Source organism: Pseudomonas paralactis, from assembly GCF_001439735.1.
In the GTDB taxonomy this organism is placed as follows: Bacteria; Pseudomonadota; Gammaproteobacteria; order Pseudomonadales; family Pseudomonadaceae; genus Aquipseudomonas; species Aquipseudomonas paralactis.
The window spans coordinates 199,561-211,104 of the sequence record NZ_JYLN01000006.1 but is presented as its reverse complement, the minus strand read 5'-3'; the positions used below and the strand labels follow the sequence as shown (position 1 = coordinate 211,104).

General features: G+C 60.2%; 10 protein-coding genes. 7 read left to right on the top strand and 3 right to left on the bottom strand.

Features of this window, described 5'->3' with window-relative positions; all coding sequences use genetic code 11:
* The first annotated feature begins 133 nt into the window (after positions 1-133).
* Positions 134-688 (top strand): tetratricopeptide repeat protein, encoded by a 555-nt coding sequence (locus TX23_RS17175; RefSeq protein ID WP_057703221.1) that lies wholly within the window; start codon positions 134-136, stop codon positions 686-688.
* A 128-nt stretch (positions 689-816) separates the two neighbouring features.
* Here the strand turns inward: TX23_RS17175 and TX23_RS17170 are convergent, their stop codons facing one another.
* Positions 817-1,143, bottom strand: coding sequence for a DUF1820 family protein (locus TX23_RS17170; protein ID WP_003236992.1), 327 nt, complete (start codon positions 1,141-1,143; stop codon positions 817-819).
* A 130-nt stretch (positions 1,144-1,273) separates the two neighbouring features.
* Here TX23_RS17170 and miaB point away from each other — a divergent pair, with 130 nt between their 5' ends.
* The 5 genes from miaB (at position 1,274) to lnt (ending at position 6,778) form a co-directional block, all read left to right on the top strand.
* Positions 1,274-2,602 carry a tRNA (N6-isopentenyl adenosine(37)-C2)-methylthiotransferase MiaB gene (gene miaB / locus TX23_RS17165; RefSeq protein ID WP_057703220.1) on the top strand — a complete coding sequence of 443 codons (1,329 nt, stop codon included), beginning with the start codon at positions 1,274-1,276 and terminating at the stop codon, positions 2,600-2,602.
* A gap of 306 nt (positions 2,603-2,908) precedes the next feature.
* Complete coding sequence (locus TX23_RS17160) at positions 2,909-3,913, top strand: PhoH family protein (RefSeq protein ID WP_019818064.1); 1,005 nt, start codon at positions 2,909-2,911, stop codon at positions 3,911-3,913.
* Positions 3,906-4,364 (top strand): rRNA maturation RNase YbeY, encoded by a 459-nt coding sequence (gene ybeY, locus TX23_RS17155; RefSeq protein WP_057703219.1) that lies wholly within the window; start codon positions 3,906-3,908, stop codon positions 4,362-4,364. The genes TX23_RS17160 and ybeY overlap by 8 nt, the downstream gene beginning before the upstream one ends.
* A 42-nt stretch (positions 4,365-4,406) precedes the next feature.
* Positions 4,407-5,246, top strand: a complete 840-nt coding sequence (locus TX23_RS17150) for an HlyC/CorC family transporter (protein WP_010206772.1) — start codon at positions 4,407-4,409, stop codon at positions 5,244-5,246.
* A gap of 8 nt (positions 5,247-5,254) precedes the next feature.
* The gene (lnt, locus tag TX23_RS17145) at positions 5,255-6,778 is read left to right on the top strand and encodes an apolipoprotein N-acyltransferase (protein WP_057703218.1); all 1,524 of its coding nucleotides are present in this window, start codon (positions 5,255-5,257) and stop codon (positions 6,776-6,778) included.
* Between the two features lie 669 nt (positions 6,779-7,447).
* Here the strand turns inward: lnt and TX23_RS17140 are convergent.
* Both TX23_RS17140 and TX23_RS28490 read right to left on the bottom strand, forming a co-directional pair.
* The gene (locus tag TX23_RS17140; RefSeq protein ID WP_057703217.1) at positions 7,448-8,209 is read right to left on the bottom strand and encodes a YdcF family protein; all 762 of its coding nucleotides are present in this window, start codon (positions 8,207-8,209) and stop codon (positions 7,448-7,450) included.
* A gap of 97 nt (positions 8,210-8,306) precedes the next feature.
* A complete protein-coding gene (locus tag TX23_RS28490; protein WP_057703216.1) occupies positions 8,307-8,624 on the bottom strand; it encodes a hypothetical protein in 318 nt (105 codons plus the stop codon).
* Between the two features lie 261 nt (positions 8,625-8,885).
* Between TX23_RS28490 and leuS the strand changes: the two genes are divergently transcribed.
* Positions 8,886-11,492 (top strand): leucine--tRNA ligase, encoded by a 2,607-nt coding sequence (gene leuS, locus TX23_RS17130; RefSeq protein WP_057703215.1) that lies wholly within the window; start codon positions 8,886-8,888, stop codon positions 11,490-11,492.
* Positions 11,493-11,544 lie beyond the last annotated feature (52 nt).

Below are 11,544 nucleotides of genomic sequence, written 5' to 3'. Positions count from 1 at the left end.
TCCGGCAGATAACTTGCCCAAGCAGCAGAAAAACGAGTAAAGACTTTGTAAGCAGAGGCCTGCTTATTTCATAATGCGCGCTTATTGGACTCCCCGAGGGTCCGCGCGCCCCGTCAGAGGTAAGTCGATTCCCATGAAACGCACCGGCCGCACCCTGGTTCTGGGCTGCCTGTTGCTCCTTCAGCCGCTGCTGGCACATGCCCAGGCAGGCGGCAACTCGTTGTTAATCCCAGCGATGGGTCGTTGCACCCTCAATACCCAGCCAGACAGCCAGGCCGAAGCCCTGAGCGCGTGCCAGAAACAGGCTGAGGAAGGGGATGCGCAAGCGCAATACGAGTTGGGCGAGTTCTACCATGACAGCAAGAACCCGGCCGTCGACCTCAACAAAGCGTTGAGCTACTTCGAAAAGGCTTCGCTACAGGGCCACGCCCAGGCGCAATTCCAGCTCGGCAATATGTTCTTCAAGGGCGAAGGTGTGCCGGCCAATAACGTGCAGGCCTACATCGTGCTGAAAATGGCTGCGGTCAATGGTGCAGAAGATGCACTGGACACCGCCGACGAAGTCGCCGAGCACATGCAGCGCGATGAACTGGAAGTGGCGACCCAGGTGCTCGGGCAGATTTTCCGTAATTACCTGCAGGAATTGCAGAGTGCCGATGGGCGCTCGCCGTTCTCTCCCCTGCCCTGATTTTGTTGTAGACCTTACGTCGCTATCGCAGGCAAGCCAGCTCCCACATTCGACCGCGTTTCAATGCTGGAATGCCGTCAACTGTGGGAGCTGGCTTGCCTGCGATAGGCACACCTCGGTCTAAAGCCCTACTTCTCAGGCATCGGCATCGGAAAGGGCATCACATTGCTCACGCCCCGAGCCTCACTGATCTTGGGCGTACCCAGGCGTTCGACCTCATCGATGCGCACAATCGAATGCATCGGCACAAAGCTGCGCACCACGCCTTCGAACTGGGCCTTGAGCTTTTCTTCGCCCGGATCGACCACCAATTGGGTGCGCTCGCCAAAGACGAATTCTTCCACTTCCAGAAAGCCCCACAGATCACTTTGATAGATCTGCTTGGCGTACATTTCGAACACCTGGCCCTGGTTGAGGAAAATCACCTTGTAGATTGGAGCTTCGCGTTTGGTCATGGTGGGCGGGGAACACATGGGGATATAAAAGAGGGCGCGAACTATAGCATGGCACCCGATGCACAGCGCTAGGAACCGATGGGCATGACCCCTATAATGCGCGGTTCTTTACCACCAGTTGACGATTCCCATGGCCAAGAAGCTTTATATCGAAACCCACGGTTGCCAGATGAACGAGTACGACAGCTCGCGCATGGTCGACCTGCTGGGCGAACACCAGGCCCTGGAAGTCACCGCCCGCGCCGAAGATGCCGACGTGATCCTGCTCAATACCTGTTCGATCCGCGAACGGGCCCAGGACCGCGTGTACTCACAGCTGGGCCGCTGGCGTGAATTGAAACTGGCCAACCCGGACATGGTGATCGCCGTCGGCGGTTGCGTGGCCAGCCAGGAAGGCGCCGCGATCCGCGACCGCGCGCCGTATGTCGACGTGGTATTCGGCCCGCAGACCTTGCACCGCCTGCCGGAAATGATCGACGCCGCACGCGTCACCAAGCTGCCGCAGGTGGACGTATCGTTCCCCGAAATCGAGAAATTCGACCATTTGCCCGAGCCGCGTATCGACGGCCCGAGCGCCTACGTGTCGGTGATGGAAGGTTGCAGCAAGTACTGCACTTTCTGTGTAGTGCCCTACACCCGCGGTGAAGAAGTCAGCCGGCCATTTGACGATGTGCTGGCAGAAATCATCCACCTGGCTGAAAACGGCGTGCGCGAAGTGACCCTGCTGGGCCAGAACGTCAACGGCTACCGCGGCCTGACCCACGACGGGCGCCTGGCCGACCTGGCGGAGTTGATCCGGGTGGTCGCCGCTGTCGATGGCATCGAGCGCATCCGCTACACCACTTCGCATCCGCTGGAGTTCTCCGACAGCCTGATCCAGGCCCACGCAGAGGTGCCGGAGCTGGTCAAACATCTGCACTTGCCGGTGCAATCGGGCTCGGACCGCATTCTGTCAGCGATGAAGCGCAACCACACCGCGCTGGAATACAAATCCAAGCTGCGCAAACTGCGCGCTGCGGTACCGGGCATCTGCATCAGTTCAGACTTTATCGTCGGCTTCCCGGGCGAAACCGAGAAAGATTTCCAGCAGACCATGAAGCTGATTGAAGACGTCGGCTTCGACTTCTCCTACTCGTTCGTCTATAGCCAACGCCCGGGCACACCGGCGGCCGACCTGCTGGACGAAACCCCGGAGGCGTTGAAAAAGGAGCGGCTGAACGTGCTGCAACATCGTCTGAATCAACAGGGCTTCGAAATCAGCCGACAAATGGTCGGCTCGATCCAGCGCATCCTGGTGACCGATTACTCGAAGAAAGACCCGGGCGAATTGCAGGGGCGCACCGAGAACAACCGCATCGTGAACTTCCGCTGCGATAATCCTACGCTGATCGGCCAGTTTGCCGATGTGCACATCGATGCGGCGCAGCCACACTCGTTGCGTGGCTCGTTGATCACCTGATCTCGCGGACCGGATGAAGATCAAAATGTGGGAGCTGGCTTGCCTCAATGCCAGTCAGTTAAGGCTTTTTTGTAGGAGCGAGCTTGCTCGCGAAAAACTCACCGGCGCCGCGCTCATTCAGCAAACACGCATTATCGTTGACGTTTTTCGCGAGCAAGCTCGCTCCTACAGCAGGCAAGCCAGCTCCCACAGGAGTTCTTCATGGTTATCGAGAGTGGGGCCAGGCTATTTAAGTGCTTTCGCACACCGGCGCCTGGCGTTATTCTCTCTCTCACCTCATCAGCCAAAGGGCGGCTAAAAGCAACCTTGAACGCACCCATAGCAGAACCCCATCGTTTTATCCTCGAGCCGTTTGAGGCTCGCCGTTTCGCCAACCTGTGCGGACAGTTCGACGAGCACCTGCGCCTGATCGAACAACGCCTGAGCATCGAGATCCGCAACCGCGGCAATCAGTTCGAGCTCATTGGTGAACCCCAACACACCACGTCTGCAGAAAACCTGCTGCGTCGCCTCTACCGCGAGACCAAGGGTAGTGAGCTGTCGCCGGAGACGGTACACCTGTACCTGCAGGAATCTGCCGTGGAGGACCTGGCCAACAACCCGGTGGCCGAAGCCAGCGTGGCCCTGCGTACCAAAAAAGGCATGATTCGCCCACGTGGCTTGAATCAGCAGAAGTACGTCAAGGAAATCCTCGGCAACGACATCAACTTCGGCATCGGCCCGGCCGGTACCGGCAAGACCTACCTGGCGGTGGCCTGCGCCGTCGACGCCCTGGAGCGCGAGCAAGTGCGGCGCATCCTGCTGGTGCGCCCGGCGGTTGAAGCGGGCGAAAAGCTCGGCTTCCTGCCCGGCGACCTGGCCCAGAAGATCGACCCGTACCTGCGCCCGCTCTACGACGCGCTGTACGAGATGCTCGGCTTTGAGTACGTGGCCAAGCTGATCGAGCGCCAGGTGATCGAAATCGCCCCGCTGGCCTACATGCGTGGCCGCACCTTGAACAACAGCTTCATCATCCTCGACGAAAGCCAGAACACCACCGTTGAGCAGATGAAGATGTTCCTCACCCGTATCGGTTTCGGCTCCACTGCCGTGATCACGGGCGACATCACCCAGGTCGACCTGCCCAAGGGCACCAAGTCGGGACTGGGCCAGGTGATCGAGGTGCTCAAGGACGTGCCGGGTATCAGCTTCACGCATTTCATGCCCAAGGACGTGGTACGCCACCCGCTGGTGCAGCGCATTGTCGAAGCCTATGAGCGTTTCGAACACCGCGACGACGCGCCCGCCAAGGACGCTCGCCACGATGCTTGAGCTAGACCTGCAACTGGCCACTGACGCATCCGCCCCCAGCGAAGCCCAGTTCCGCCAATGGTGTGAACTGGCTTTGCGCCAGCGCACCGCCGACTCGGAGCTGACCATTCGTCTGGTGGACGAGGCCGAAGGCCGTGAGCTGAACCACACCTGGCGCCAGAAAGACTACGCGACCAACGTGCTGTCCTTCCCCGCCGACGTGCCCGACGAATTGCTGGATATCCCGCTGCTGGGCGATCTGGTGATCTGCGTCGCGGTGGTCGAACGCGAAGCGGCGGAACAAGGCAAGGAACTTGAGGCCCATTGGGCCCATCTAGTCATCCACGGCTGCTTGCATCTCTTGGGTTACGACCATATAGACGATGACGAAGCCGAGGAAATGGAAGCACTGGAACGAACGTTGCTTGCAGAACTGGGTCACCGCGACCCGTATGCAGACGACGAAAGCTGATCAACACTCAACTGTCATATCAAAGGATTTAGAGTAATCGCTATGAGCGAAGACCGATCGAGCAACGGGCAGAAGTCATGGCTGGGTAAACTGACCCAGGCTTTTGCCCACGAGCCGAAAAACCGCCAGGAGCTCTTGGAGCTGCTGCGCGAGGCCCACCAAAACAAGTTGCTGGACAGCGAAGCGCTGGCCATCGTCGAAGGCGCCATCCAGGTGGCTGACCTGCAAGTACGTGACATCATGGTCCCGCGCTCGCAGATGATCAGCATCAAGGCGACCCAGACCCCACGGGAATTCCTCCCGGCCGTAATCGACTCGGCGCACTCGCGCTACCCGGTGATCGGTGAAAGCCATGACGACGTCATGGGTGTTTTGCTGGCCAAGGACCTGTTGCCGCTGATCCTCAAGGAGAATGGCGACAGCTTCAACATCAAGGACCTGCTGCGCCCGGCCACCTTCGTCCCTGAATCCAAGCGCCTGAATGTGCTGCTGCGCGAGTTCCGCGCCAACCACAATCACATGGCTATTGTGATTGACGAATACGGCGGCGTGGCCGGCCTGGTGACCATCGAGGACGTGCTGGAGCAGATCGTCGGCGACATCGAAGACGAGCACGACGTCGAAGAAGACAGCTACATCAAGCCGCTGCCCAGCGGTGACTTCCTGATCAAGGCGCTGACGCCCATCGAGAACTTCAACGAGTTCTTCGACAGCGAGTTCTCGGACGATGAGTTCGACACGGTCGGCGGCCTGGTGATGAGTGCGTTCGGGCACCTGCCCAAGCGTAACGAAACCACCGAGATCGGCGCCTATCGCTTCCGCATTTTGAATGCCGATAGCCGTCGTATCCATCTGATCCGTTTGACACCTATTGCCCGCTAAGGACTGACATGCGCCGTCTCACCGCACCCGGCTGGCCCGGTAACCTGCTGGCCGTGGTGGCCGGCGCCATCACTACCCTGGCGCTGGCGCCGTTCGATATCTGGCCGTTGGCGCTGGTAGCGGTCGGCCTGTTCTATATCGGCCTGCGGGAGCTGACACCCCGCCAGGCCCTTGGCCGTGGCTGGTGTTTCGGTTTTGGCCTGTTTGGCGCCGGCACCAGTTGGATCTACTACAGCATCCACCACTTCGGCGGCGCTTCGGTGTTGCTGGCGGGGTTTTTGATGCTGCTGTTCACCGCCGCCATCGCCTGGTTCTTTGCCCTGCCCGCCTGGCTATGGGCGCGCTGGCTGCGCCGCAATGAAGCGCCGTTGGCAGATGCCCTGACCTTTGCCGCGTTGTGGGTCGGCCAGGAAGCCTTTCGGGGTTGGTTCCTCACCGGTTTCCCCTGGTTGTACTCCGGTTACAGCCAACTCGACGGCCCGCTGACCGGCCTCGCGCCGTTGGGCGGGATGTGGCTGATTTCCTTCGCGCTGGCACTTACGGCGGCCCTTTTGTGCAACCTGCCGCGCCTGCTGGCGAGCAAGCGCAATGCCTTCATCGGTGCGGGCCTGGTGCTGCTGGTCGCCCCCTGGGCCATCGGCCTGGCGCTCAAGCACCACGCCTGGACCTCGCCCTCCGGCGAACCGCTGAGCGTCGCCGCCATCCAGGGCAACGTCGAGCAAAGCATGAAGTGGGACCCCGAGCAGCTCAATGCGCAGTTGGCGCTGTACCGCGACATGAGCCTGAGCTCCAAGCGTGTCGACCTGCTGGTTTGGCCGGAAACCGCAGTACCGGTGCTCAAGGAGTCAGTCGAAGGCTACCTGGGCATGATGGGCAAGTTTGCCGCCGACCGGAACACCGCGCTGATTACCGGCGTACCCATTCGCCAGGAAGTGCACCATGAAAAGCGCTACTTCAATGGCATTACCGTCGTCGGCGAGGGTGACGGCACCTACCTCAAGCAAAAGCTGGTGCCGTTTGGTGAATACGTGCCATTGCAGGACATGCTGCGCGGGCTGATTGCGTTCTTTGACCTGCCGATGTCGGACTTTGCCCGCGGCCCTTCAGACCAGCCCATGCTGCAGGCCAAGGGCTATCAGATTGCGCCGTTCATTTGCTATGAAGTGGTCTACCCGGAATTCGCTGCCGGCCTGTCGGCCCAGAGCGACCTGCTGCTGACCATCAGCAACGACACCTGGTTCGGCCGCTCCATCGGCCCGTTGCAGCACCTGCAAATGGCGCAGATGCGTGCACTGGAAGCCGGGCGATGGATGATCCGCGCCACGAACAATGGCGTGACCGGGCTGATCAACCCGTTTGGGCAGATCACCGCACAGATCCCGCAGTTTGAACGCGGCATTCTTTACGGCGAAGTGGTGCCGATGCACAACCTCACGCCGTACCTGCAATGGCGTTCGTGGCCGTTGATCATTGTGTGCGTGCTGCTCTTTGGCTGGGCATTGCTAGCTGGCAGGATGTCCAAAACAGTCTGACCTGAGGGAACTGGCTTGCCTGCGATGGCCATAGGTATCTACACAACTTTTAGGCTGTAGCCGCCGACGGTAACCACGATGCGAAGCGAGCCGCTCTTGATCTTGCTCTTGTTCTGCTGTTGCTCTGCTTTTGATCTTGATCTTAGGCGCCCCGTCAAACCACGCTGGCCGGAATTCAACAGGGATTTGGGGGGTAAACCGGCAGGGATGCCGGTTTAGCCGCCCCGCGCCATGGATGGCGCGTGGCGGCGGCCCCCCAAATCACTGGCGGATTACGGGCACACCGAGCCCAAGCGAGGTGCCGAGTGGTGGGGCAAGAGCCTTTTGGTTACTTTTGGGCTTTTCAAAAGTGACCCGCTGTAAAAGCGGAACCAATAGCAGCCATTACCGCAGGAACGGATATGTACGCGGTCTGATCCAAGATCCTGGTCGGCTTTCAGGCCGTCTTCGCAGGCAAGCCAGCTCCCACATTTGGATCGCGGTGCGTCAGCTAGAGCAGCGTCGGCTGTCAGTCCATCACGGGAGCAAGCTCCCTCGCCACAGGTCCAGCGTCGCGCCGAAGTTGTGTAGATACCTATGCTGCGATGGCGGTGTATCAGTGCCCTGAGTGCTCACTGACCCACCGCCTTCGCAGGCACGCCACCCCACAATTGATCTCCTGTGTTGCACCTACCGGTAGAACAACCGATACCCCACCTGCCCCACCGCTTCATTGATCAACTGCCCGCTTTGCCACACCGCCTTGACCTCCGGCATCCAGCCACCCAGCGGTCGGCCATGGTCCACACCCAGAAAGCCCACCGGCCCTGGCACCACGGTAAAACCTGCCTTTTCAAAACTCCACACCGAACGCGGCATGTGCCAGGCCTGGGTCACTACCACTACACGCTTGATGCCTTGCGGCAACAAAATCTCGGCGCTCATCTGGGCGTTTTCCCAGGTGGTGCGGCTGCGCTCTTCTTTCCAGCGCACGGTCACACCGAAGTCATCCTGCATCGACACGGCCATCAGTTCGGCCTCACTGGGCGGCGTGCCGTAGTGCAAGCCGCCGCTGGTCAGCACTGGCAAACCGGATGCCTTGGCCAGCCGCGCCGCATAACGCTCACGCTCCAGGCCAACGCCGGTGGGCTGGTCGCTGCCCCAGGCGATGTCCCCACGCTCGCGCCCCGAGCCCAGCACCACAATCGCATCGGCGCGCTGAGCCAGCGTGGCCCAGTCTTCGCGAGCCAGTGGCGGTGTTGTCTCAAGCGCACGGGCACCCCATTGCACCATCACTGGCAGGCTGATCAACCACATCCCGCCTAGACCGAGGGCAAAGCACAAGCCCGCCAGGCGCGGACGGCTGCGGCGAAACCACCAGGCACACGCCAACAACAGCAAAAAAATACCGGGCGGCAACAGCAATTGTTTAATGAAATAACGAAAAGGCATCGGGCATCTCCAAGGATGCCCGAAGCCTAAATGCAACGGGGTTAAGCGACAATCTTTACCAGCCTGTTTTAACAACGTTAATGAATAGCCCTGTGCGTCACTTGCACCGTACGGACCGGGAGTTCTCCGGGTCGCGACCGGCCGCCAGGTCTTTGAGCCAAATGACCTTGGCTGAACGAGGAGGCTCCTGGGCTGGCGGGGAGGCCTGCCCATGAGAGGCGCGGTGTTGATTCAACTCCAGGTAAGTCCTGATCAATTCAAGCTCTGCCTGGCTCAAGCCTCGCAACTCCAGCTCCAGAGGCCGCTCATCACGCAATCGGCCTGCGGTTCTTGCAGCATCCAATGCCCGACCCAAACGGTCGATCAGTCCTTCATACAATTGCGGTTTCGTTAAAGTTCGCTGCGATTCAACCATCCCCTCACCTCATTGAAGAAATACTTGCTCCCCAATAAACAGCGTAGCCCCCGTGGCTGCGCCTGCCCGGTGCCGCGACAGACGGCCCTTGCCGCGCAATCAGGGTTTCCCTCGATAGAGTGGGGTCATGTATGCTACGGCGCTTCCTGTAACTCCACTTCCCGCAGGGTTTGGGCACGGACGCGCCACTTTCTGGTGTCGAACAACCCGGACTATGCACCGAAGAGGATTAGGCCACCCCTATTCAGTTCAAAAGTAGCCATGCACGAACAATATCAGCCCCGTGAAATAGAAAATGCCGCACAAACCTTCTGGGACGAGCAAAAGTCCTTTGAAGTCAGCGAACAGCCAGGCAAGGAGACTTACTACTGCCTATCGATGTTCCCTTACCCCAGCGGCAAGCTACACATGGGGCACGTGCGTAACTACACCATCGGCGACGTGATTTCCCGTTACCAGCGCATGCTCGGCAAAAACGTCCTGCAACCTATGGGTTGGGACGCCTTTGGTATGCCGGCGGAAAACGCCGCGATGAAAAACAACGTGGCGCCCGCCAAGTGGACCTACGAAAACATCGCCTACATGAAGACCCAGCTGCGCAGCCTGGGCCTGGCGGTGGACTGGTCCCGCGAGGTCACCACCTGCAAGCCCGATTACTACCGTTGGGAACAATGGCTGTTCACGCGCCTGTTCGAAAAAGGTGTGATCTACAAAAAAAGCGGCACCGTGAACTGGGACCCGATCGACCAGACCGTCCTGGCCAACGAACAGGTGATTGACGGTCGCGGCTGGCGTTCCGGCGCGCTGATCGAAAAGCGCGAAATCCCGATGTACTACTTCAAGATCACCGCCTACGCGGATGAGCTGTTGTCGAGCCTCGACGACTTGCCGGGCTGGCCTGAACAGGTCAAGACCATGCAGCGCAACTGGATCGGCAAATCCAAGGGCATGGAAGTGCAGTTCCCGTACAACGTCGACTCCATCGGCGAAGCGGGCGCACTCAAGGTGTTCACCACCCGCCCCGACACCCTGATGGGCGCGACCTATGTCGCCGTGGCCGCCGAACACCCGCTGGCCACCCAGGCCGCACAGAACAACCCTGAGCTGCAGGCGTTCATCGCTGAATGCAAAGGTGGCAGCGTGGCCGAAGCCGACGTCGCCACCCAGGAGAAAAAAGGCCTGCCGACCGGCCTGTTCGTCGAGCACCCGTTGACTGGCGAAAAGCTGCCGGTATGGGTCGCCAACTACGTATTGATGCACTACGGCGACGGCGCCGTCATGGCCGTACCGGCCCACGACGAGCGCGACTTCGAATTCGCTACCAAATACAGCCTGCCGATCAAGTCGGTGGTGCGTACCAGCTCGGGCGACACCAACCCGGCCCCGTGGCAAGACGCCTACGGCGAGCACGGCACCTTGATCAACTCCGGCGAGTTTGACGGCCTGGACTTCCAGGGCGCATTCGACGCCATGGAAGTCGCGCTGATCAAGAAGAACCTCGGCGCCTCGCGCACCCAGTTCCGCCTGCGCGACTGGGGCATCAGCCGCCAGCGCTACTGGGGCTGCCCGATCCCGATCATCCACTGTCAAACCTGCGGTGATGTACCGGTACCGGAAGATCAACTGCCTGTTGTACTGCCTGAAGATGTAGTGCCGGACGGCGCTGGCTCGCCATTGGCACGCATGCCTGAGTTCTATGAGTGCAGCTGCCCTAAATGCGGCGCGCCGGCCAAGCGTGAAACCGACACCATGGACACCTTCGTGGAGTCCTCGTGGTACTACGCCCGCTATGCCTCGCCGCACTATGAAGGTGGCCTGGTGGAGAAATCCGCAGCCGACCATTGGTTGCCGGTGGATCAGTACATCGGCGGTATCGAACACGCCATTCTCCACCTGCTGTATGCGCGCTTCTTCCACAAGCTGATGCGTGACGAAGGCCTGGTGAGCTCCGATGAGCCGTTCAAGAACCTGCTGACCCAGGGCATGGTGATCGCCGACACTTACTATCGTCGCGAAGCCAATGGCGCCTACACCTGGTTCAACCCGGCGGATGTCGAGCTTGAGCGTGACAGCAAGGCCAAAGTCATCAGCGCCAAGTTGAAAGCCGACGGCCTGCCGGTGGAAATCGGCGGCACCGAGAAGATGGCCAAGTCCAAGAACAACGGCGTCGACCCACAGTCGATGATCGACCAGTTCGGCGCCGATACCTGCCGCCTGTTCATGATGTTCGCCTCGCCGCCTGACATGAGCGCCGAATGGTCCGACTCTGGCGTTGAAGGTTCGCACCGCTTCCTCAAGCGCGTCTGGCGCCTGGCCCACGCCCATGTCAGCCAGGGCTTGCCGGGCAAGCTGGATATCGGCGCGTTGAACGACGAGCAGAAAGCCGTTCGCCGCAGCATCCACCTGGCTATCCGCCAGGCCAGCCAGGACGTCGGGCAGAACCACAAATTCAACACCGCCATCGCCCAGGTGATGACGCTGATGAACGTACTGGAAAAAGCCTCGCAAGCGACCGAACAAGACCGTGCGCTGATCCAGGAAGGGCTGGAAACAGTTACCCTGTTGCTCGCACCGATCACGCCGCACATCAGCCACGACCTGTGGAACCGTCTGGGCCACAGCGGCGCCGTCATCGATGCCGCCTGGCCGGTACAGGATGACAGCGCCCTGGTTCAGGACACGCTGCAACTGGTCATCCAGGTTAACGGTAAACTGCGCGGCCAGATCGACATGCCGGCCAGCGCCAGCCGTGAAGAAGTCGAAGCAGCTGCACGTATCAATGAGAACGTGCTGCGCTTTACCGAAGGCCTGACCATCCGCAAGGTGATCGTGGTGCCCGGTAAACTGGTCAACATCGTCGCCAGCTAAATCGGATCGGGCGCGGGGCTTGGGCTCCGCGCCGAACTAAACCTTTAGGGCC

What these genes read in the sequence shown, in the direction of transcription:
- TX23_RS17150 (WP_010206772.1), top strand. Translation starts at nt 4,407, where the DNA reads ATGAGCGAAGACCGATCGAGCAACGGGCAGAAGTCATGGCTGGGTAAA.
- TX23_RS17170 (WP_003236992.1), bottom strand. Translation starts at nt 1,143, where the DNA reads ATGACCAAACGCGAAGCTCCAATCTACAAGGTGATTTTCCTCAACCAG.
- miaB (WP_057703220.1), top strand. Translation starts at nt 1,274, where the DNA reads ATGGCCAAGAAGCTTTATATCGAAACCCACGGTTGCCAGATGAACGAG.
- TX23_RS17175 (WP_057703221.1), top strand. Translation starts at nt 134, where the DNA reads ATGAAACGCACCGGCCGCACCCTGGTTCTGGGCTGCCTGTTGCTCCTT.
- lnt (WP_057703218.1), top strand. Translation starts at nt 5,255, where the DNA reads ATGCGCCGTCTCACCGCACCCGGCTGGCCCGGTAACCTGCTGGCCGTG.
- TX23_RS17140 (WP_057703217.1), bottom strand. Translation starts at nt 8,209, where the DNA reads ATGCCTTTTCGTTATTTCATTAAACAATTGCTGTTGCCGCCCGGTATT.
- leuS (WP_057703215.1), top strand. Translation starts at nt 8,886, where the DNA reads ATGCACGAACAATATCAGCCCCGTGAAATAGAAAATGCCGCACAAACC.
- ybeY (WP_057703219.1), top strand. Translation starts at nt 3,906, where the DNA reads ATGCTTGAGCTAGACCTGCAACTGGCCACTGACGCATCCGCCCCCAGC.
- TX23_RS28490 (WP_057703216.1), bottom strand. Translation starts at nt 8,624, where the DNA reads ATGGTTGAATCGCAGCGAACTTTAACGAAACCGCAATTGTATGAAGGA.